Source organism: Nocardioides sp. zg-DK7169 (genome assembly GCF_013155365.1).
GTDB lineage: Bacteria > Actinomycetota > Actinomycetes > Propionibacteriales > Nocardioidaceae > Nocardioides.
Map to the genome: position 1 here is coordinate 44377 of NZ_JABJRA010000009.1, position 20653 is coordinate 65029.

Sequence of the window (20653 nt, forward strand, 5' to 3'; positions counted from 1 at the left end):
GGTGCCGGGCGCCAACGTGTGCAGCCAGCACGGTGGACTCGCTCCGGCTGTGCAGGCTGCGGCGGCGACCCGCATCCAGATGAGCGTCGAGGACGCGGCCAAGGCGCTGCGCGAGCTGGCGTTCGATGAGAACGGCGACGCCCGCGTCCGCCTGAAGGCGATCCAGGACCTCCTCGACCGGGGCGGGCTCGCGCCGACGAGCAAGGTGCTGCAGGGCGTCGCCACCGACGACCCGATCGAGAAGCTCTTCCGCAACATCCTCTCGGACCCCAACGTGTATGCGCCGCCGAGGCCGGTGCACGTCGAGGCCCTGCCTCCGGCTCGAGACGAGGCCCAGGAGCGCCTAGACCGCGCCCAGCGGGCGTCGGAGTGGGAGGACCTGATTGGCGTCGCCGACGACTCCGAGGAAGACCTCATTGGGGACGTGGTCGACGCCGAGCTGGTCGAGGAACCGGAGGCACCTGTCGTAAGCAGCCGTCCGCCGAAGCACATTCTTCGCGACCTGGAGCGGCTGGACCTGCTGTGAGCGAGTTCGCCGATCTCCGGTCCGGCAAGAAGGCCGACGTGGGCGCGTGGCTGGCCGAGCGCCTCGGGCCGCGCTATGCCTACGACAGCGAAGCGCTGGACCCTATGAGGACGCACCACGCAGCCAAGGGTGTGTGGAAGTGGAGGTTGTCCTCCGGCGCGCTGCACCGCATCGACACGTCGGTGGTCGTACAGGCGGTGCGGGCGGAGCTGGACTTCGCCTACTACGCGGCGTTGGACGACACCACCTTCACCGCGAGGGCGGTTGAGCGGCTGTCGTCGGACCGCTTCATCGATGTTGCGGTTATGCCAGTCCTGCGAAAGCTCCTCGCGCTGCCTGTCGCTCCCAGGCCGGTGCGGCGGCGCAAGCCGAAGGCCATGGTCACGCGTCGTCGTGCAGCCGCACCGGCGCCGTACCGGCGCAGGCGCTGTGCCGAGTGCGCCCTGGTGAGCAACAGTGGCGGCATAGGCCTGCACCAGAAGAACACCGGCCATACCGGGTGGGTGGAACTGGACCCGACCTACTCCGGATGACCCACTCGCAGGTTTCCATGAACGAGTGTCGGTGGTCTTTTGTACCGTCCTCACGTGACGACGGCTGAGTGGGCGCCCTTCGGGCTGAGCGACGACGAGACCTCGCAGTACAGAGTCCTGGCCGACGGGGTGCCACAGAAGCTCCGGGAGCCGCTGATCGCCTGGCTTCGGCCCGCCCTGGCATCGAGTGATTACCCTTACTGGGTGATCACTGCCCGGACGCGCGAACTGGAGATGCGGACCGAGGTGCGTATGGGGCTGGCGGAGCAGTCCCACTTGGATTGGAAGGCGTACACCGAGCTACTGCGAAAAATGCCGCCCGAGAAGTTGCTGCGCGTGGTCGATGCCGTGCTCTCCTCCGGCTGGTACGGCATACGCGTTGACGAGCTAAACAAGACCCTCACCCTGGCCAAGTCCAAGTGGATGGTGGGTGAGCGAATGGGTAAGCCGGGGCTCGTCGCGCGTGAGCCCGAGGGTGTCCAGGACATGGTCGAGGACACGATCAAGAACTCCGGCACGGCGGGCCAGATTCTCGCCCGCGCCTGGGGCAAAGTGCACGCCCTTGAGCCCGACAACCCCGGCGCGTACGCCGACGCCGTCCGCGCCGTCGAAGCAGCGGCCAAGCCCCTCGTCGAGCCAGACAATGACGAGGCCACGCTAGGCAGCATGGCCGGTGTGATGCGGAACCATGGGGACTGGCGGCTTCCCCTTCGCGAACACCAGCACGCGCCGACCGGCCAGATGATGGTCGCCATGATGCGGTCCCTATACCGGGGACACGTAGACCGCCACGGTCGCGACGACTACAGGGACGTCACGCACGAGGAGGCGCGGGCCGGTGTCGCTCTCGCAGCGACCCTCGTCTCTTGGTTCGCGCTCGGCGTCGTGCAGCGGCGCCCCGAGGTCGACTAAACAACTGGAAACCTACCGGCCTGCGTGCCACCGGCCACCATGACGTTCAGCCCGGCCCGCACCGACGCCTCCAGGAACGCCGCCGCCCGCGGTGTCACGCTGCCCAGCTCGACGAGGTCGGCGACCCGGGCCGCGCGCAGCACGAACTTGCGGATGTTGACGGCCGAGAACCCGCGGCTGATCCCCTCCAGGACCACGTGCAGACGATGCCCCTCGGGCAGCATCGCGTCGACGAACGGCTGGCTCAGGTCGAGGCGCCGACCGCTCGACTTCAACATGCGCTCGACCAGCTCGGTCACCTGCGCCGCACTCAGCATCAGGTTGGTCAGCTCGTGGCGCCCACGCCGCGCGACGAACACGCGGGAGGGGTCGTTGATCCAGATCTCCTCGACCTCGGGATCATCGAGGAACTCCTGCAACGGCCCGAACCCCGCGACCCGGGCCACCAGCTCCCCGACCACGACCTCCACGTCCGGCACCGGCTCCACCCGCCCGGTCAGGCTCTGCTCGTCGTGCGCGCGGACCACGCCCTCGGCGATCCGGCGTACGACACCCGCGTCGCGCTGCGGGTCCACACCCTCGCGCCGGACCAGGTCCCGCACCCGCTCGTCGAGCAGGTCGACCAGCACGCTGCGCGTGTGGGTGTGCCGGCTCGACGTCGTCATCGCCATGGTGGCCCCGTCCCGAGTGGACTCGTGGCGCCCGACCGTAGGCGAGCCAGCGACCCGCGGCCAGCCCCTCTACCCAGATCTGTGGACAACGAGTCCGCCGCCCGGGTGCCGGGCCGCTCGACGACCGGGGATCAGCGACTCACTGCTCGTCCTCGACGTCCTCGTCGGCCTCGTCGCCTTGGAACCCGAGCAGCCAGTGCAGGCCGTAGCGGTCGATGACCTCGCCGTCGAAGTCTCCCCACCCCCGCGCCTCGAGCTCCGCGACCACCCGGCCGCCCTCGGACAGCCGGGCGAACCACTCGCGCAGCACGCGCGGCTCGGCGGCGCCGAGCAGCGAGAGCATCAGCCCCTCGGTCCGCAGCGGCGGCTCTTCGGCCCCGGCGTCGGCGCCGAAGAGCGCCACCGGCCCGTCGCGCAGCACGCCGTGGGCGACCGCCTCGGCGGGGCCGTCCACGCGCCCGAAGTCGGCGTAGGTGCGCACCTGGACCCCGCAGCCGAAGACGTCGCCGTAGAACGTCAACGCCTCGCGCGCCGTGCCGGGGAAGTGGATGTAGGGCGTGGGATGTGTCATGGCGCACACGCTAGGCGCTGGCGCCGTCGGTGTCGGTAGGCCAGCAACGGGGTCCCGCCGGCGACCAGCAGCCCGAGCACCCCGGTCCCCAGCTCCACCCAGCGGGCGTCGCCCTGCGCGAAGGCCCGTTCCGGGTGCGCGGACTCATACGAGACCTCGATCGGCTGGCCCGGGTGCGCCGCCCGGCACCGGCGCCGGCCGAGGTCGAGACGGTAGGTCTTCCCCTCCACGACGTACTCGATGACCCGGGAGCAGGGAGAGTCGACGACCTGCCCGGTCACCGTGCGGTCGGGACGCGGAGCGGTCGCATAGCCGTGGATCCCCCAGGCAGCGAACGCGCCGCCGAGAACGATCCCCAACAGCGAGATGACGATCGGGTCGTGCCGTCTCAGACGCCGCTTGCGCCTGTCAGGTTCCGTGCTGACCACCGTCACTCACTCCCTTGCGCAGACCCGGGCCAGGCCAACCTAGCCGGAGGGGTCGGGCGGGCGTCCGCCTGTGCGGATGCCGGCGTCAGTCCGGGTCGACCGCTGTCGGCAAGGGCACGTCGACGTCGAGCATCCGCTCCTCCCGGGGCTTCATCCAGTAGAGGACGATCGCGATCAGCGCGGCCGGCACGATTCCCGAGGTCATCAGCGCGGCGACGTTCTCGGGCAGCTGTTCGGCGATCTCGGGACGCCAGGCGAACCCCTGCCCCACGACGACGGAGACGGCGATGATGATCAGGTCGTTCTGCGTCAGCGGCCGAGTGGTCAGCAACGTGATGCCGGCGGCCAGCACCATTCCGAACATCATCACCCCGGCGCCCCCGATGACCGGCGCGGGGATGATCGCGATCACCATCGCGAGCTTCGGCACGAACCCGGCCACGACGAGGAACAGCGCCCCGATGGTGACCACGAACCGGCTCATGACCCCGGTGAAGGCGACGAGCCCGACGTTCTGGGAGAACGACGTGTTCGGCAGCGCGCTGAACAGCGCAGCGAGCGAGGTGCCCACGCCGTCGCCCATGAGGCCGCCCTTCATCTCGCGAGTCGTCGGCTCGCGCTGGTCACCGGCCTTGGTGAGCGCGGAGATGTCGCCGACCGTCTCGATCGAGGTCGCCACCGCCATCGCACCCATCGCGATGAGGGCAGCGCTGGGGAACTCCAGCCCGAAGTGCAGCGGCTGCGGTGCGGCCAGCCACGGCGCGTCGGCCACGCGGTCCCAGTCGAGCATCCCGAGCGACGCGGTCAGCAGGTAGCCGAACACCAGGCCGAGGAGGACGGCCGCAGCGGCCATGAACCCCCTTCCGAACCGGTAGATCAGCAGGATCGAGACGAGGACCGCGGTCGCCACGCCGAGGTTGCGCAGGGAGCCGAGGTCCTCGGAGCCGGCCCCACCCGCGAAGAGCAGGATGCCGGTGGGGATGAGCCCGATGCCGATGACGAGCACGACCACGCCGGCGACCAGCGGCGGGAAGAGGTGCCGGATCCGGGTGAAGAACATCCCGAAGAGGAACTGGACGCCGCCGGCGAAGAGCGCACCGCCGAACACGGCACCGAGGCCGCACTCCTGCGCCAGGGGCACGGACACGACCAGGAAGCCGAAGTGGTGCCCTGGACGATCGGCAACCGGGCGCCCACCGGCCCGATGCCGATCGTCTGGATGAGCGTCGCCAGTCCCGCGACCAGCAGCGCCATCTGGACCAGGAACGCGGTGTCCTCGGCGCTGGAGCCGATCGCCGCGGCCAGGATGACCGGGATGGTGACGTTGCTGGCCATCATGACCATGACGTGCTGCAGGCCCAGCGGCACGGCCGTCCTGAGCGGTGGTCGGTCGTCGAGACCGTAACGAGGGCTGTCGGGGGTCGAGCTCATCCGCTGCGCCTCGACGGGCACGACCAGTCCCACGTGGACCTCGACGACCCGACCCTGCTGACCAACGACTACGTACGCCGCATCGGCGACGTGCTCGACGCGTGCGCGCAGCGGGATCAAGGTGCGCCCGGTGGACGGCCGCACGGGGCTGGCGGCGCTGCGCGAGGACAGCGCCGACGTGGTCGTCGTCGACGCGTACGCCGAGGGGCGGGTACCCGGCGACCACCTCGCCGCGCGGGGCCCCAGGCACCCGGCTCGACGCGCCCTGGTCGACCGGAACTGACCTGCCCGCCCGGGCCCGTCGTCGCCCGCCGGCTCGTCGGCCGGGGAGTCGAGGCCCTCGATCAACCGGACACCGACCAGAACGCGTTGCACTTTATTGGTGACTCGGCTCACATCCGGGCCTGATCCTGGCTAGCGTGCCCAAGCATGAAGTTCAACCTGGCCTCCGTGTTCGAGACCGTCGCCGACGCCGTGCCCGAGCGGGTCGCCCTCACCTACGAGGGTCGCGACCTGACCTACGCCGAGTTCGACCGCGAGGCCACCCAGGTCGGCCACCTCTTCGCGGCGCACGGCGTCGCGCCGGGTGAGCACGTCGCGATCTTCCTCAAGAACTGCGTCGAGCACGTCACCTCGATGGTGGGCCTGCTCAAGATCCGCGCGGTGCCGATCAACGTGAACTACCGCTACACCGCCGCGGAGCTGGAGTACCTCTTCACCAACTCCGACAGCGTCGCCGTCGTCGTCGAGGAGCCCGCCCACCAGCGTGTGCTCGCCTCGATCCTCGACCGCCTCCCTCAGCTCCGCACCGTGTACGTCGCCGGGCAGCCCGACGCGGCGCTCGTGTCCGCGGCCGGCGAGCGCGGCGTCGCGCTCGTCGACCTCGCCGGCTGGCGCGACCAGCCGGCCGAGCGGGACTTCGCCGAGCGCACCGGGGACGAGCACTACATCCTCTACACCGGCGGGACCACGGGCTACCCGAAGGGCGTCGTGTGGACCCACGACGACCTCTTCCACAAGCCGCTCTCGGGCGGCAACCCCTACGGCGACGCGCACCCCGACCTCGCGGCCGTCGCAGCGGCCGCCCAGGCGATGCCGCCGATCTCGTTCCTCATCGCGGCCCCGCTGATGCACGGCGCGGCGTCGTACGCGATGTTCTTCTACTTCATCTTCGGCGGCCGGCTGGTCATGCTCCGTGACTTCGACCCGGCGAGGATCGTCGACGGCATCGCGCACGACGGCCTGCAGAGCCTGCTCATCGTCGGCGACGCGATGGGCATGCCGCTGGCCGATGAGATGGAGCGCCGCCAGGACGAGGTCGACTACTCCGCGCTGTTCATGATCACCTCCGGCGGGGCGATCTGGTCCCAGGCGTGCCGCGACCGGTTCAAGGCGCTCGCCCCCGGCGCGATGCAGCGCGACAACTTCGGTGCCTCGGAGTCGGGCAACGACGGCGAGATCACGCTGGACGAGCGGGGCAACCTGCGGGTGCCGGCCACCGACCAGATGCTCGTCGTCGACGACACGCTCGCCGAGGTGCCCGCCGGGCCCGAGAACGTCGGCCTCATCGCCCGCCTCGGACCGGTCCCCCAGGGCTACTACAAGGACGAGGAGAAGACCGCCCGCACGTTCCGCACCCTGCCCGACGGGCGGCGCTGCTCGGTGCTGGGCGACATGGGCTACCGCGACCACGACGGCTCGATCGTCTTCCTCGGCCGCGGCTCGCAGTGCATCAACACCGGTGGGGAGAAGGTCTACGTCGAGGAGGTCGAGAACGTCCTCCACGGCCATCCCGACATCGCCGACGTCCTCGTCGTCGCCGTCCCCGACGAGCGGCTCGGCGAGCGGGTGGCCGCCGTCGTCTCCCCGCGGGAGGGCCGCGAGCCGCAGCTCGAGGACGTCCAGCGCCACGCGCGCGAGTCGCTGGCCGGCTACAAGGTCCCCCGCGACCTGGTCGTCGTCCCCGAGGTCAAGCGCACCCCCGCCGGCAAGGCCGACTACCGCTGGGCCAAGGCGGTCGCGAGCGAGCACGCCCCCACCCCCGCCTGACGCCTCGCGGGGCGCGCGGCCGGGCGCCGCTGCGAGGATAGGCCCGTGGACACCGGGACCCTCGAGATCGTGCCGACCGAGCGGGCCGGCGCCTACGTGCTGCGCCTCGACGGGCACGACCAGTCCCACGTGGACCTCGACGACCCGACCCGGCTGGCCTTCGACTACGTACGCCGCATCGGCGACGTGCTCGACGCGTGCGCGCCGGCGGGCGAGCCGGTGCGGGTGGTGCACGTGGGCGGGGCGGCGATGACGCTGCCGCGCTACGTCGCCGCGACCCGGCCGCGCTCGGCGCAGATCGTGCTCGAGCCGGCCACCGAGGTCACCGACCTGGTGCGCGCGGAGCTGCCGCTGCCCCCGCGCAGCGGCATCAAGGTGCGCCCCGTCGACGGCCGTACCGGGCTCGCCGCGCTGCGCGAGGACAGCGCCGACGTGGTCGTCGTCGACGCGTACGCCGAGGGGCGGGTGCCCGGGGACCTGGTCACCCGGGAGGCGGCCGCGCTCGCGGCGCGGGCGCTCGGTGAGCACGGCCTGCTGCTGCTCAACCTCGCCGACCGGGCGCCGTTCGCGTGGACCCGGCGGGTGGTGGCAGCGGTCCGCGACAGCCTGCCCCATCTGATGCTCAGCGCCGAGCCGGCCACCCTGCGCGCGCGGCGCGGGGGCAACCTGCTGCTCGTCGCCGCCCGCGGGCCGGTGCCGCTGGAGGAGCTGACCCGACGCGCGGCGAGCTCGCCGGCGCCGTACCGCGTGCTGGACGCGGGGCAGGTGAGCGACTCCTTCGGCGGCGGCCGGCCGTTCACCGACGCCGACACGGAGCCCTCACCCGCCCCCTGACCCGTCCTGCGCAGGTCAGCGGCGCGCGGTGCCCGCGAACCAGGAGTCGGTCCAGATCTTCGTCCGCTCGACCCGCTTGCCGGTCGAGGGCGCGTGGATGATGCGGCGCTTGCCGTTGTCGAAACCGGTGAAGATGCCGACGTGGTAGACGCTGCCGCCGTTGTGGAAGAAGACCAGGTCGCCGCGGCGCATCTTGGCGCGCGGGATCCGCTTGGCCCACCCGGCCTGGGCCGAGGAGGTCCGCGGGATGCCGGTGAACCCCGCCTTGCGGAAGGAGAAGCTGGTCAGGCCGGAGCAGTCGAACGCGTCGGGCCCGGTGGCGCCGTAGCGGTAGCGGTCGCCGATCTGGTTGCGAGCGACGGAGATCGCCTTGCCGATGCGGCGCTCCTGCTTCTTGCGGGCGGCCGGCTGGGCGGTCGGTGCCACGGCCTGGAGCGTCGTGCCGGACCCGGTGGCGGCGTCGGCGGACGGCGCGGGGGCGACGCCGATCAGGGTGACGGCGAGGGCGCCGGCGCCGAGGACACGGGCGCCGAGCCGGGTGCCGCGGCTCAGCGAGCCGGCGAGGAACCTGCGGGCAGGGGTGGGGGTGGTGGGGTGCATGGTTGTCCTTCCCACGCCTGTGAGGTGAGCTGTCGGGCTCGGGCTCGGAAGGTGCCCGGCCACCCGCGGGTGGCTTCGCCCCGAGCGGTCCGTGGACCGCGTGGAGATGTGGGTCCCCCACTCCTGCCCCTGCGGCGCGCGCGCCGTCAGGCTTCCGGCGCACGGGCGGGCAGGACTCGGCGTGACCGCGCGTCGGCGACCTGGGCTCAGGTCAAGCCGACGACGGTAGCCCGGCCTCGGGGCGAGGTCCAGTTCAGCGCGGCCGGTCGCGATCGGCGAGCACCGTGTGCGCGTAGAGGTCGCGCAGCAGCGCCACCTCGGCGAGGTGGTGGATGAGCTCGCGGTGGATGTGCAGCACCAGGTCGGCCATCGCGAGGTCCGGATACGGCTCCTTCGGGCCCACCTGCGCCAGCAGCTCGTCCTCCCCGAGGCCCCGGACGCCGGCCAGCCAGACCCCCAGCTGGGCCTCGAGCTGCTCCAGCGCGCCGGCCGCGGTCTCGGAGTACTCCCACTCGTCGTACGACGTGGGCGGGGCGCCGAAGTGGGAGGCGTTGCGCATCGCCAGCACGCCCACGATCACGTGGCCCAGGCGCCACGCGATGGTCGTGAACGGCGCCGGGTCCGGGGCGGGGTAGGCGTAGTCGATGGTGAGCGCGCCGGCACCGGCCTGGATCGGGGCGGTCGAGGTGCCCCGCGGGTAGAGGCTCCACGCGCCCGGGACCGGGGACCAGAGGTACTCCTCGTCGGTGAGCCCCTCCAGGCGCGGGCGCAGCTGGTGGTCCCAGTGGAACTCCCACTGCTCGCGCAGCGAGCGGTTCCAGTCGTGCGGCGCGGTCATGGCGGCCTCCGGGTGTCGATGACCCCACTGTGACACCGGCCACCCCCAGTGGCCGGTTGCCTCGACTCGACCGCCAGAAGTCTCGACTCGACCGTCAGAAGTCTCGACTCAACCGTGGCGCGGGACCGGGCAGCCGCCGGGGAAGGTGCCGAGGTCCTCGACGCGGAAGCCGTCGGGGTAGCTGCGGATCCAGGGGAGGTCCTCGATGCGCTTGGGGTCGCGGCGCACCGGGAAGGCGCGCAGGGCGATGCCGCGGGCGCGCAGCAGGCCGCGCGAGAGGACCTCGACGCGGCGCGAGGGGGCGTCGTAGCCGAAGGCCTCGCGCAGCGGCTGGTCCATCAGCGAGCGGCTGAACACCTCCACCGCGCGGGAGGCGAAGGAGGGGTGGAAGGTCAGCAGCAGCGCCAGCGTGGCGTCGGCGACGCGGCGCCCGCCGGGGTCGAAGGCGAAGTGCTCGGCCTCGTAGGTGTCCATCAGCCGCGCGAACCCGTCGTAGCTGTCCGGGATGTCGGGGATCGCCATGTGCCGGCCCAGCTCGCGGTAGTAGTTCACCGACGCGCGCAGCTCCACGTCGCTCAGCGGCCGCTTGCCGTAGTCGTCGAGCCAGCGCTTCGGCACCACCACGAAGGTGCTGAGCACGTAGCGCATCTCGTGGTCGGGGATGTCGTAGGAGCGGTGCATCTGGTTGATCCGCCGGATCGCCGCGCGTGCCTCCGGGTCCTCGAAGCCGCGCCCGAACGGCACCTCGAGCAGCAGCGCGGTGTCGTCGTAGCGCTTCTGGGTGTTGCCCTCGAACTCCCCGGTCGCGTCGAGCAGCCGCCCGATCCCCGGTACCGCGTAGGTGCGGAAGAGCGCGAAGCTCAGCGCCTGGTTCATGTCCCAGGGGAACTCGTGCATCGCGACGTTGCGATAGATCTCGACGTACTGCGTCTCGGGGTCCATCGCCTCGTTGACGCGACGCCAGTGCTCGCGCGAGACGCCGCCGAAGCGCTTGCCGCGGATCTTGATGCCGTCAGCGAGGGGAGCCATGCCGGCCAAACTAGAGCAGATGCTCCAGTCTGGCTAGGGTGTCGGGATGCGCACCCCGCTCCAGGCCCGCAGCGAGTCCTCCGCGGACCGGATGCTCGACGCCGCCCTGACCCTGCTGGCGGACGGCGGGCTGCGCGCGGTCACCGTCGCCGCCGTCGCCCGCGAGGCGGGCACCTCGAACGGCTCGCTCTACCACCGCTTCGGCGACCGCGGCGGCCTGCTGCTCGCCGCGCAGGACCGCGCCCTCGGCCAGATCGAGGCCGCCACCGCCCGCGCATTCGCCCGCGCGGACGCCGAGCCGGACGACGACCGTGCCCTCGCGATGCTCGCCCGCGAGGCGCTCGCGATCTTCGGCACCCACCGGGCCGCGCTGCGCACCTTCCTCGTCGAGGCCGCCGGGCAGCCCGAGTTCGAGGCGCGCACGGTGCGCTCCAGCCACCTGCTGGCCACCACCGTGACCGACTGGCTGCGGACCCGCTTCGACGCGCGGGACGAGGACGCGGAGGCGGCGTACCGGCTGCTGTTCGCCCTCGGCGCGGCGCAGGCGCTCTTCGACGACGCCCAGGTCTCCCCCGGGCGCACCGACCCGGACCGGTTCGCCGACGCCGTCGCACGGGCGGTCGGCGCCGTCGTGCGCGCCTGAGCGTCGGCGCTCAGCCCGCGTCGGGGCGGGGACCCTCGAGGCGGAAGCCGACGCCACGCACCGCGACCACCTTGTCGGCGACGCCGACGCCCTCGAGCTTCTGGCGCAGCCGCCCGATCGTGACGTCGAGGGTCTTGGTGGAGCCGTACCAGTTCTCGTCCCACACGTCGGCCATCAGCCGGCCGCGGGACACCACCTTGTCGCGGTTGGCGACCAGGATCGACAAGACGTCGAACTCCTTGCCGGTCAGCGGCACCTCCTCGGCGCCCGCGTAGACCCGCCGCGCGGCGACGTCCACGCGGAGCGCGCCGTCCCCGGCGTCCTCCGGGCCGAAGCCGGTGCCGGCGGTGCGCCGCAGCAGCGCCCGGATCCGGGCGTGCAGCTCGGCGAGCGCGAACGGCTTGGCCAGGTAGTCGTCGGCGCCGTAGTCGAGCCCGACCACGCGGTCCATCTCGCTGGCGCGCGCGGTGAGGATCAGGATCGCCCCGAGGTAGCCGGCCTCGCGGGACTTGCGGCACACCTCGAGACCGTCGAGGTCCGGCAGGCCGAGGTCGAGCAACACCACGTCGGAGGGGTCCTTCGCGAGGATCTCCAGAGCACCCAGCCCGGTGTCCACCCACTCGACGGCATAGCCCTCGTGCTCGAGCGTGCGCACGAGCGGGTACGCGATGTCCTCCTCGTCTTCCACGACGAGAACGCGCTGGGCCATGCCAGGAGCATAGGGCCCGCTCAGCGGGGGCGCTCCCGGTTGCCGCAGACTGACCAGACCTCTTCCCACGCTAGGAGCCAGCCCTTCTCACCCGCCCCACGGGGGCACCACCAGCCGTCCACGGGTGGGTAACGACCCGGCGACGTGCCGGGGTCAGGCGAAGAGGTCGCCGTGCTCGGCGACCCGGTCGAGCACCTCGGTGAAGAGGAACTGCCCCAGCCCCTCGGGGTCCTCCGCGCCCGCCTCGACCTCCGCCCAGGTGACCGGCGTGGCGACGGTGGGCCGCTCCTTCCCGCGCAGCGAGTACGGCGAGATGGTGGTCTTGGAGGCGGCGTTCTGCGACCAGTCGAGGAACACCTTGCCGCCGCGGCGCGACTTGGTCATGGTGGCGGTGACCTCGCCGGGGTGGGCGCGCTGGAGGTCCTCGGCGAGCTCCTTGGCCAGCGCGGTGACCTCCTCGGACGGCAGCCGGCGCGGCAGGTCGGCGTACAGGTGCAGGCCCTTGCTGCCGCTGGTGACCGGCTTGCCGGCGAGCCCGCGCTCCTCGAGGCGCTCGCGCACCAGCAGCGCCACCTGGCAGCACTCGTGCAGCCCGGCCGGCTCGCCCGGGTCGAGGTCGACGACGAGGCGGTCGGCGTTGCGGGGCCGGCCGTTGCGGCCCACCTTCCACTGGTGGACGTGCAGCTCGAGGGCGGCGAGGTTGACCAGCCAGGTCAGCGTGGCGAGGTCGTCGGCCACCGGGAAGACCAGGGTGTCGCCATGGCGGGAGGTCCCGCGCGAGCCAGTGGTCGGGACCTTCACGGTGCGCACCCACGAGGGCGTGCCCGGCGGGGTGTTCTTCTCGAAGAAGCTGCCCTCCTGCACGCCGTGCGGCCACCGGATCCGGGTGACCGCGCGGTCCGCGACGTGCGGCAGCAGCACCGGGGCGACCTGGGCGTAGTAGTGCAGCACCTCGCCCTTGGTGGTGCCGGTGCGCGGATAGAGCACCTTGTCGAGGCTGCTGATGGTCAGGGTGCGCCCGTCGACCTCGACGCGCACCTCCTGGCGGTCGCGCGCCGGGCTCACAGGTCCTCCGGGGACAGGTCGCTGCGCACGCCCTGGTACGACGGCTGGCGCAGCCGCTGCGCGCGCGAGGTGTGGTGGGTGTCGACGTCGACCACCAGGACCGGGTCCACCCAGACGGTGCCGCGGGCGTCGATGCGCGGCACCTCGTCGTCGAAGGGGCTGTCGGCGCGCACGTGCCCGGCCAGCAGCTCGCCGAGCTGGCGACCGACCCGGGCGCCGATCCCGCTGCCCACACGGCCGCGGTAGAGCAGGCCGTCGGGACTCGGCTCCCCCACCAGCAGCGCGGCCAGCCGGTCCTCGGTCCCCTCCTGCGGGCGCCACCCGCCCACGACGTAGGAGTGCCGGTGCCGGTGCGCGAGCTTGCGCCAGTGCGGGCTGCGGGCGCCGAAGACGTAGCGGGAGTCGCGGCGCTTGCTGACCACGCCCTCCAGACCCTGGGCGAGCGTCGCCTCGTGGAGCATCGCGCCGTCGTCGTACGACGCGGGCACCTGCCAGGCGCCGAGGTCGCCCGCATCGGCGAGCCCGGCCAGCAGCTCGCGGCGCCGCTCGAGCGGCTCGTCGGTGAGGTCGCGCCCGTCGAGGCGCAGCAGGTCGAAGACCATGTAGGTGGCCGGCAGGCTCCGCGCCAGCCGGGTGGCGCTGGTGGCCCGGCGCACGTGCATCCGGTCCTGGAGCACCCGGAAGTCCGGCAACCCCTGCTCGTTGAGCGCGATGATCTCCCCGTCCACGAGCAGGTCGCGCCCGGGCGCCGGCCCGCCGCCGGCGACGTCGGGCCAGGCGACGGTGACGTCGTTGTCGTTGCGGCTGGTCAGCCGCGGCCCCTCCGCACCACCCGCCTCCGAGCGCAGCTCCGCGAGGATTCGCACCCCGTCCCACTTCACCTCGTGCGACCATGCCTCCCCCGTCGGGACCTGATCGGTCTTCGTGGCGAGCATCGGGCGCATGCGGTCATCCTTACCCATCCCCGTCCACCGCTCACGCACCTCAATTTGCCCTTTGTCGATGGATTCACGAGAGAATGCCGCCGGGCCCGTCGGGCCGCGGAAGGGGACACATGGAGCACAGCCACGCCGTGATCGGCGCCGGACCGAGCGGCCTGGCCGCCGCCCGCAACCTGCAGCGCCACGGGCTGGCCTGGGAGGGCTACGAGCTCGGCCCGGGCGTCGGCGGGCTGTGGGACATCGACTCCCCGCGCAGCACGGTCTATGAGTCCGCGCACCTGATCTCCTCCAAGCACACCACCGAGTTCCTCGAGTTCCCGATGCGTGCCGAGGTCGCCGACTACCCCTCGCACCGCGAGCTGCTGGCCTACTTCCGCGACTTCGCCGCGCACTTCGACCTCACCTCGGGGTTCCGGTTCCACACCGAGGTCACCGCAGTCACCCCGCACCCGGACGGCGGGTTCACCGTCACCAGCACCGGCCCCGACGGCGCGCGCGAGGCGCGCCACGCGAGCGTCCTGGTCGCCAACGGCACCCTGAGCGAGCCGAACCGCCCGGTCCTGCCCGGCCGCTTCGACGGCGAGCTGATCCACACGAGTGAGTACAAGCGGGCCCAGGTCTTCGCCGGCAAGCGGGTGCTGGTCGTCGGGGCCGGCAACTCCGGCTGCGACATCGCCGTGGACGCGGTGCACCACGCGGCCTCCGTCGACATCTCGGTGCGCCGCGGCTACTACTTCGTGCCCAAGTACGTCCTCGGCCGCCCCGCGGACACCCTCAACCAGGGCCGCCCGCTCCCGCCGCGGCTCAAGCAGGCGATCGACTCCCGGCTGCTCAAGCTGTTCACCGGCGACCCGGTCCGCTTCGGCCTGCCCAAGCCCGACCACCGGATCTATGAGTCCCACCCGGTGGTGAACTCGCTGGTCCTGCACCACCTCGGCCACGGCGACATCACGGTGCGCCCCGACGTCGAGCGCCTCGACGGCGACGGCGTCCGGTTCCGCGACGGCTCGCGCGCGGCGTACGACCTGGTGGTGCTGGCGACCGGCTACCGGCTGCACTACCCGTTCCTCGACCCCGCGCTGCTGCGCTGGTCGGGCACCGGCGGCGCGCCGGACCTCTACCTCAACATCTTCAGCCCCGCGCACCCCGACCTGTTCGTGCTCGGCATGATCGAGGCCTCCGGGATCGGCTGGCAGGGCCGCTACGAGCAGGCCGAGCTGGTCGCGGCGTACCTGCGGGCCCGCACGGAGGACCCGGCCGCGGCCGCCGCCCTCGAGGCCCGCGCCGCCGGGCCGCGCCCCGACCTCTCCGGCGGCTACCGCTACCTGGGCCTGGAGCGGATGTCGTACTACGTCAACAAGGACGCCTACCGCCGCGCGGTCCGCGCGGAGATCGAGGCGCTGGCCGCCCCCGCGGGAGCGGGCCGATGACTCCCCTGCTGGCCGACGTCGACAACGTCCGGATCGCCTTCGAGGAGGGGTCGCTGACGACGCTGAAGATCGTCATCGGCGCGATCCTCTTCGGCATCGCGCTGGACACCCGCCTGGAGGACTTCACCGCGGCGCTGCGCCGGCCCGGCACGATCGCGATCGGGGTGCTGGCGCAGTTCCTGATGCTGCCGGCGCTGACCTTCGTGCTGACCCTGCTGCTCGACGTGCGCGGCTCGGTCGCCCTCGGCATGATCCTGGTCGCCTGCTGCCCGCCCGGCAACGTCTCCAACATCCTGACCCACCGCGCCGGCGGCGACGTCGCGCTCTCGGTGTCGATGACCGCGGTCGGCAACGTCCTCGCGATCTTCCTGATGCCGCTCAACATGGCCTTCTGGGGCGGCCTGCACCCCAGCGGCAAGGCGATGCTCGAGGACATCGAGCTCTCGGTGGCCGACATGCTCGGGGAGATCGCCTTCGTCATCGGCGTGCCGTTCGTGCTCGGCATCGCCATCCAGCGGATCTGGCCGCGCGTCGCCGCGGTCGGCCACCGGGTGATCGGGCCGCTCTCGTTCCTGGCGCTCGGCGCGGTGATCGCGGTGGGCGTGGCGAACAACTGGTCGGTCTTCCTCGACCACATCGGCATCGTGCTGCTCGCGGTGTTCCTCCACGACGCCCTGGCCCTGTTCCTCGGCTTCGGCATCGCGAAGGCCACCCGGCTGCCCGAGGCCAGCACCAAGGCGATGACCTTCGAGGTCGGCATCCGCAACGCCGGGCTGGGCCTGCTGCTGGTCTTCACCTACTTCGACGGCCTGGGCGGCATGGCGCTGGTCGCCGCCTGGTGGGGCATCTGGGACATCATCGCCGGCCTGGCCGTCGCCCAGTGGTGGCGCGCGCGCAGCGGGCGCCGCGCCAGCACGGTCGGGGCGAGCGCGTGAGCGGGCTGCGCGTCCTGGTCACCGGTGGCAGCGGCTTCCTCGGCTCCTCGGTAGTGCGCGGCCTCGCCGCGGCCGGGCACACCGTCACCAGCGCCGACCTGCGGCTGCCGGAGACCCCGGTCGCCCGTGTCGACCACGTCGTCATGGACGTCACCGACCGCGCCGGCGTGCTCGCCGGGATCGGGACGGCCGCCCCCGAGGTGGTCGTGCACCTGGCCTCGGTGGTCACCCCCGGCCCCGGCTCCACCCGGGAGCGCGAGCGCGCCGTCGACGTCGACGGGTCGCGCCACGTCCTCGACGCCTGCCTGGCCAAGGGGGTACGCCGGGTGGTGGTCTCCTCCAGCGGCGCGGCGTACGGCTACCACCCGGACAACGGCGCCGCCCACGGCGGCTGGCTGACCGAGGACGACCCGCTGCGCGGCAACGTGGAGTTCGCCTACAGCGACCACAAGCGCCAGGTCGAGGAGATGCTCGCCGAGCTGCGCGCCACCCGTCCCGAGCTGGAGCAGGTCGTGCTGCGCATCGGCACGATCCTCGGCGAACGCGTCGACAACCAGATCACCGCGCTCTTCGAGCGGGACCGGCTGCTGAAGATCCGGGGCTCGGACTCGCCCTTCGTCTTCATCTGGGACACCGACGTGGTGGCGATCATCGAGCAGGCGGTCACCGGTCCCGTGACCGGGACCTTCAACGTCGCCGGCGACGGCGCCCTCACCATCGACGAGATCGCCGGGCTGCTCGGCAAGCCGGTGCTGAGCATCCCCGAGCCGGTGCTGCGGACCGCGCTCGCGGTCGGTCGGCGGCTGCGCCTCACGGCGTACGGACCCGAGCAGACGCGGTTCCTGCAGTACCGCCCGGTGCTGGCCAACGACCGGCTCAAGGAGGTCTTCGGCTACACCCCCTCGCGCACCTCGCGGCAGGCCTTCGAGGATTGGCGGGTGCGTGGGCCCCGCTGAGGTCGGATACTGAGGCGCATGCGAGCGATCTGGAAGGGCGCGGTCTCCTTCGGCCTGGTCAACGTGCCGGTGAAGCTGTACGCCGCCACCGAGTCCCACGACGTGTCCTTCCGGCAGGTCCACGCCAAGGACGGCGGCCGGATCCGCTACCAGCGGATCTGCGCCCTCGACGGCGAGGAGGTGCCCTACGCCGACATCGCCAAGGGCTACGAGACCGAGGACGGCGAGATGGTGATCCTCGACGACGAGGACCTGGCCGAGCTCCCCTCGACCTCTTCGCGCGAGATCTCGGTGGAGAAGTTCGTGCCGAGCGACCAGATCGACCCGATGCTGTTCGAGAAGTCCTACTACCTCGAGCCCGAGAAGTCCGGCGCGAAGCCGTACGCCCTGCTGCGCCAGGCGCTGCGCGACGCCGACCGGATGGCCGTGGTCACCGTGGCGCTGCGCCAGCGCACGAGCGTGGCGGTGCTGCGCGTGCGCGACGACGTGATCGTCCTGCAGACGATGATGTGGCCCGACGAGGTCCGCACCCCCGACTTCAACGTGGACGGCGGCGACGTGAAGCCCGCCGAGGTCAAGATGGCCACGATGCTCGTCGAGACCCTGGCCGGGGACTTCGACCCCACCGAGTTCGAGGACGACTACGCCGAGGCCGTCGAGGCGCTGGTCAAGGCGAAGGTCGAGGGCGGCGAGGTGCAGCGCACCCCCACCTCCACCAAGTCCTCCGGGGAGGTCGTCGACCTGCTCGCCGCGCTCCAGCGCTCGGTCGACGCCGCGAAGAAGGGCCGGGGCGAGGCGACCGGCCCCGACGAGGGCGCCGAGGAGGCCGGGGACACGGACGCCGGGGAGTCGGAGAGGAAGACGACCCGCAAGGCCCCCGCCAAGAAGGCCGCCGCCAAGAAGGGCACCGCGAAGAAGGCCGCGAAGCCCGCCGCCAAGACCGCGACCAAGACGGCCACCAAGAAGACGGCGAAGAAAACCACCCGCAAGGCCAGCTGAGCGGCTCGGCGGGTCTCGACGCCTCGACCCGCGGGCCTCAGTGCTGCTGGACGGTGATGTCGAGGTCGCGGGGCGCGGTGCGGTGGACCACGACGGCCACCGCCAGCATCACCAGTCCCCCGGCCAGGCTGGCGGTGGCGAGGGAGTCGGTGAAGGCCTCCGCCGCGCGGGTGGCGAGCTCGGGCAGGCCGGCCGCCTCGGAGACCGCGACCGCGCCGCCGAGGGAGTCCTCGGCCTGCGCGCCGAGCTCGGCCGGCAGACCCGCGGAGCGGAGGTCCGCGAGGTCGAGGTGGGAGCGGTAGACCACCGCGGCGAGGCTGCCGAGAACCGCGACGCCGAGCACCGTGCCGAGGTCGTAAGCGGTCTCCTCGGCGGCCGCCGCGCTGCCCGCGCGCTCGGGCGGGGAGCCGGCCATGATCATCGCCGAGGCGATCGCCAGCGACCCGGCGCCGGCGCCGACCATGGCCATCGCCACCGCCGCCGTGAGATAGGTGAGGTCGCCGGGGACGACCCCGATCGCGACCGCGCCGAGGCCCGCGACCGCGAGCCCGCCGGACAGCACGACACGGGCGCCGATCCGCTTCGCCAGCGCGGGCGCCAGCAGCGACGCGACCAGGCCGCCGCCGGCGATCGGCAGCAGGTGCACCCCCGCCTCCAGCGGGGAGTGTCCCTCCACCAGCTGCAGCCACTGCGCCAGCAGCAGCAGGAGCGCGGCCATCGCGAACATCGCGCTCAGCGCGGCGACGACGCCCGCGGTGAACGCCCGCCCCGCGAACAGCCGGACGTCGAAGAGCGGGCGCTCCGCGCGCAGGCAGCGGCGTACGAACAGCGTCAGCAGGACGGCGGCCGCGGCCAGCGCGAGCCAGCCGAGCGGGTCGAGCAGGCTGGTCTCCTCGGCGAAGCGCTTGACCGCCCAGACCAGCCCGACCATGCCGCCGACCGAGAGCAGCGTGGCGGGCAGGTCCCACGGACCCGGGTGCGGGTCGCGCGCCTCGGGCAGGATGAGCGCGCCCGCGAGGACCGCGAGCGCCATCAGCGGCACGTTGACCAGGAACGCCGCGTGCCAGGAGAAGTGCTCCAGCAGCGCGCCGCCGACGATCGGGCCGACGGCGGCGCCGATCGCGGAGACGCCCGCCCACACGCCGAGCGCGGTGGCCCGCTCGCCGGGGTCGGTGAACACCGAGCGCAGCAGCGACAGCGTGGTCGGCATGATCATCGCCCCGCCGACGCCGAGCAGGGCACGCGCCGCGATCACCTCGCCGGGGCTGTCCACGAGCAGCACCGCGGCCGACGCGCCCCCGAAGACCGCGAACCCGGCCAGCAGCACGCGCTTGCGGCCCCACCGGTCCGCGAGCGCGCTCATCGGGATCAGCAGCCCGGCCAGGGCGAGGGAGTAGACGTCGACGATCCACAGCTGCGCGGTCGCCGAGGGCCGCAGGTCCGCGGCCAGGTCGGGCAGCGCCACGTTGAGGATCGTGAGGTCCATGGTGACCACCAGCAGGCTGGCGGAGAGCACCGCGAGCGAGGCCCAGCGGCGCGCCGCGGACACCTCGGCCGTCGCGGTCGGAGGGGCGGGTGCGGTCTCGGGCAACGGGGGTCCTGGCTTCGCGGGGCGGGTCGCCGCGAAGTATCCCAGCCCGTGCTCCGGGGCAGCGATGACTACCCGCCCGCAGGCCGGTCGGTAGGAACACCCCCGGCCGAACCCCATCAGGAGCCCCCCGATGCGAAACGACCCGTCCACCGGCGACCCCAGCTGGATCGAGCTGTTCACCTCCGACACCGAGGGCTCGCGCCGCTTCTACGGCGAGCTGTTCGGGTGGACGGCGACCGACCCGAGCGAGGAGCTCGGCGGCTACGCCATGTTCCTGCGTGACGGTGTCCCGGTGGCCGGGTGCATGGACAACGACGAGGGCTCGATGGGCCCGACCGGTTGGTCGGTGTACCTGCACAGCGAGGACCTCGCCGCCACGCTCGCGCGTGCGAGCGAGCACGGCGGCACCGTCGTCGCGGGTCCGATGCAGGTCGGCGATGCCGGGCACATGGGCTTCCTCCTCGATCGCGAGGGCCTGGGCATCGGCGTGTGGCAGCCGCTGTCGCACCCGGGCTTCACCACGATCGCCGAGGACGGGGCCCCGAGCTGGTTCGAGCTGCTCACCCCGCGCTACACCAGTGCCACGGAGTTCTACCGCGACGTCTTCGGCTGGGACCTGCACACCGTCGGCGACAGCGAGGAGCTGCGCTACGTCACCGCCGGGGCGGGCGAGGCGGCCCGCGCCGGGATCATGGACGGCTCCGCCCTCGAGGGCCACGACATGGGCTGGCGGGTCTACGTCCAGGTCCCCGATGCCGACGTGTGCGCCGCCCGGGCCGGCGAGCTCGGCGGCACCGTCGCCGCGGCACCGCAGGACACGCCGTACGGCCGGATGACCGCGATCGTCGACCCCGCTGGTGCGCCGATCACGGTGCTGGGGCCCGACCGCGCCTGACCCCGGCCGCCCTCCCCCGTCCCGGCCGGTCCCGGCACCCCGGCCACCTGGCGGACCTCTCGCGCGC

General features: G+C 72.6%; 22 protein-coding genes, 2 pseudogenes and 1 riboswitch. Of the genes and pseudogenes, 12 read left to right on the plus strand and 12 right to left on the minus strand.

The window, feature by feature from the left end; translation table 11 throughout:
- Window positions 1-79 precede the first annotated feature (79 nt).
- From HOQ23_RS14040 to HOQ23_RS14050, 3 genes are read left to right on the plus strand one after another with little or no spacing between them, the layout of a single operon-like run.
- Window positions 80-526, plus strand: a complete 447-nt coding sequence (locus HOQ23_RS14040; protein ID WP_172215241.1) for a hypothetical protein — start codon at window positions 80-82, stop codon at window positions 524-526.
- Entirely contained in the window at window positions 523-1059 is a 537-nt protein-coding gene (locus HOQ23_RS14045) for a hypothetical protein (RefSeq protein ID WP_172215242.1), read from the plus strand. Before HOQ23_RS14040 ends, HOQ23_RS14045 begins: the two co-directional genes overlap by 4 nt.
- A gap of 54 nt (window positions 1060-1113) precedes the next feature.
- Window positions 1114-1971, plus strand: coding sequence for a hypothetical protein (locus HOQ23_RS14050; protein ID WP_172215243.1), 858 nt, complete (start codon window positions 1114-1116; stop codon window positions 1969-1971).
- Here the strand turns inward: HOQ23_RS14050 and HOQ23_RS14055 are convergent.
- The 5 genes and pseudogenes from HOQ23_RS14055 to HOQ23_RS21620 form a co-directional block, all read right to left on the minus strand.
- Window positions 1968-2636, minus strand: coding sequence for an ATPase, T2SS/T4P/T4SS family (locus HOQ23_RS14055; protein ID WP_253945534.1), 669 nt, complete (start codon window positions 2634-2636; stop codon window positions 1968-1970). The genes HOQ23_RS14050 and HOQ23_RS14055 overlap by 4 nt on opposite strands.
- 145 nt (window positions 2637-2781) lie before the next feature.
- Window positions 2782-3213, minus strand: coding sequence for a VOC family protein (locus HOQ23_RS14060; protein ID WP_172215244.1), 432 nt, complete (start codon window positions 3211-3213; stop codon window positions 2782-2784).
- The gene (locus HOQ23_RS14065; protein ID WP_172215245.1) at window positions 3210-3572 is read right to left on the minus strand and encodes a hypothetical protein; all 363 of its coding nucleotides are present in this window, start codon (window positions 3570-3572) and stop codon (window positions 3210-3212) included. Before HOQ23_RS14065 ends, HOQ23_RS14060 begins: the two co-directional genes overlap by 4 nt.
- Window positions 3573-3726: 154 nt before the next feature.
- Window positions 3727-4788, minus strand: coding sequence for a solute carrier family 23 protein (locus HOQ23_RS14070; protein ID WP_172215246.1), 1062 nt, complete (start codon window positions 4786-4788; stop codon window positions 3727-3729).
- A gap of 56 nt (window positions 4789-4844) precedes the next feature.
- Window positions 4845-5072: pseudogene (locus HOQ23_RS21620) on the minus strand (solute carrier family 23 protein); the annotation flags it as partial.
- A gap of 3 nt (window positions 5073-5075) precedes the next feature.
- On the opposite strand from HOQ23_RS21620, the pseudogene HOQ23_RS20965 reads away from it, so the two are divergent.
- The 3 genes and pseudogenes from HOQ23_RS20965 to HOQ23_RS14090 all read left to right on the plus strand — a co-directional run.
- Window positions 5076-5295: pseudogene (locus HOQ23_RS20965) on the plus strand (hypothetical protein); the annotation flags it as partial.
- Window positions 5296-5501: 206 nt separating this feature from the next.
- Window positions 5502-7121, plus strand: coding sequence for an AMP-binding protein (locus HOQ23_RS14085; RefSeq protein ID WP_172215248.1), 1620 nt, complete (start codon window positions 5502-5504; stop codon window positions 7119-7121).
- Between the two features lie 45 nt (window positions 7122-7166).
- Window positions 7167-7955 carry a spermidine synthase gene (locus tag HOQ23_RS14090; protein WP_367650497.1) on the plus strand — a complete coding sequence of 263 codons (789 nt, stop codon included), beginning with the start codon at window positions 7167-7169 and terminating at the stop codon, window positions 7953-7955.
- Between the two features lie 15 nt (window positions 7956-7970).
- Here the strand turns inward: HOQ23_RS14090 and HOQ23_RS14095 are convergent, their stop codons facing one another.
- The 3 genes from HOQ23_RS14095 to HOQ23_RS14105 form a co-directional block, all read right to left on the minus strand.
- Window positions 7971-8555 carry a C40 family peptidase gene (locus HOQ23_RS14095; RefSeq protein WP_172215249.1) on the minus strand — a complete coding sequence of 195 codons (585 nt, stop codon included), beginning with the start codon at window positions 8553-8555 and terminating at the stop codon, window positions 7971-7973.
- Window positions 8556-8557: 2 nt separating this feature from the next.
- A riboswitch (cyclic di-AMP (ydaO/yuaA leader) is annotated at window positions 8558-8702 on the minus strand.
- 106 nt (window positions 8703-8808) lie between these two features.
- Window positions 8809-9393, minus strand: coding sequence for a DinB family protein (locus HOQ23_RS14100; protein ID WP_172215250.1), 585 nt, complete (start codon window positions 9391-9393; stop codon window positions 8809-8811).
- Window positions 9394-9501: 108 nt separating this feature from the next.
- Window positions 9502-10422, minus strand: coding sequence for an oxygenase MpaB family protein (locus tag HOQ23_RS14105; RefSeq protein ID WP_172215251.1), 921 nt, complete (start codon window positions 10420-10422; stop codon window positions 9502-9504).
- A 46-nt stretch (window positions 10423-10468) separates the two neighbouring features.
- Here HOQ23_RS14105 and HOQ23_RS20970 point away from each other — a divergent pair, with 46 nt between their 5' ends.
- The gene (locus HOQ23_RS20970) at window positions 10469-11065 is read left to right on the plus strand and encodes a TetR/AcrR family transcriptional regulator (protein ID WP_172215252.1); all 597 of its coding nucleotides are present in this window, start codon (window positions 10469-10471) and stop codon (window positions 11063-11065) included.
- Between the two features lie 10 nt (window positions 11066-11075).
- Here the strand turns inward: HOQ23_RS20970 and HOQ23_RS14115 are convergent, their stop codons facing one another.
- The 3 genes from HOQ23_RS14115 to ligD (HOQ23_RS14125) form a co-directional block, all read right to left on the minus strand.
- Window positions 11076-11774, minus strand: coding sequence for a response regulator transcription factor (locus tag HOQ23_RS14115; protein ID WP_172215253.1), 699 nt, complete (start codon window positions 11772-11774; stop codon window positions 11076-11078).
- Between the two features lie 153 nt (window positions 11775-11927).
- Complete coding sequence (gene ligD / locus HOQ23_RS14120; protein WP_172215254.1) at window positions 11928-12839, minus strand: non-homologous end-joining DNA ligase; 912 nt, start codon at window positions 12837-12839, stop codon at window positions 11928-11930.
- Complete coding sequence (gene ligD / locus HOQ23_RS14125) at window positions 12836-13783, minus strand: non-homologous end-joining DNA ligase (protein ID WP_172215255.1); 948 nt, start codon at window positions 13781-13783, stop codon at window positions 12836-12838. Before ligD (HOQ23_RS14125) ends, ligD (HOQ23_RS14120) begins: the two co-directional genes overlap by 4 nt.
- A 110-nt stretch (window positions 13784-13893) precedes the next feature.
- Between ligD (HOQ23_RS14125) and HOQ23_RS14130 the strand changes: the two genes are divergently transcribed.
- Genes HOQ23_RS14130 through HOQ23_RS14145 form a run of 4 tightly spaced genes read left to right on the plus strand, consistent with a single transcriptional unit; the run spans window position 13894 to window position 18100 of the window.
- Window positions 13894-15210 carry an NAD(P)/FAD-dependent oxidoreductase gene (locus HOQ23_RS14130; RefSeq protein ID WP_172215256.1) on the plus strand — a complete coding sequence of 439 codons (1317 nt, stop codon included), beginning with the start codon at window positions 13894-13896 and terminating at the stop codon, window positions 15208-15210.
- The gene (locus HOQ23_RS14135; protein WP_172215257.1) at window positions 15207-16145 is read left to right on the plus strand and encodes a bile acid:sodium symporter family protein; all 939 of its coding nucleotides are present in this window, start codon (window positions 15207-15209) and stop codon (window positions 16143-16145) included. The genes HOQ23_RS14130 and HOQ23_RS14135 overlap by 4 nt, the downstream gene beginning before the upstream one ends.
- Complete coding sequence (locus tag HOQ23_RS14140; RefSeq protein WP_216654232.1) at window positions 16142-17101, plus strand: SDR family oxidoreductase; 960 nt, start codon at window positions 16142-16144, stop codon at window positions 17099-17101. Before HOQ23_RS14135 ends, HOQ23_RS14140 begins: the two co-directional genes overlap by 4 nt.
- A gap of 18 nt (window positions 17102-17119) precedes the next feature.
- On the plus strand, window positions 17120-18100 hold the full coding sequence (locus HOQ23_RS14145) for a Ku protein (RefSeq protein ID WP_172215258.1): 981 nt from the start codon (window positions 17120-17122) through the stop codon (window positions 18098-18100).
- 37 nt (window positions 18101-18137) lie between these two features.
- On the opposite strand, the gene HOQ23_RS14150 is transcribed toward HOQ23_RS14145, so the two are convergent.
- Complete coding sequence (locus HOQ23_RS14150) at window positions 18138-19691, minus strand: MFS transporter (RefSeq protein ID WP_253945535.1); 1554 nt, start codon at window positions 19689-19691, stop codon at window positions 18138-18140.
- A 130-nt stretch (window positions 19692-19821) separates the two neighbouring features.
- Here HOQ23_RS14150 and HOQ23_RS14155 point away from each other — a divergent pair, with 130 nt between their 5' ends.
- Entirely contained in the window at window positions 19822-20586 is a 765-nt protein-coding gene (locus HOQ23_RS14155; RefSeq protein WP_172215260.1) for a VOC family protein, read from the plus strand.
- Window positions 20587-20653: the final 67 nt, after the last annotated feature.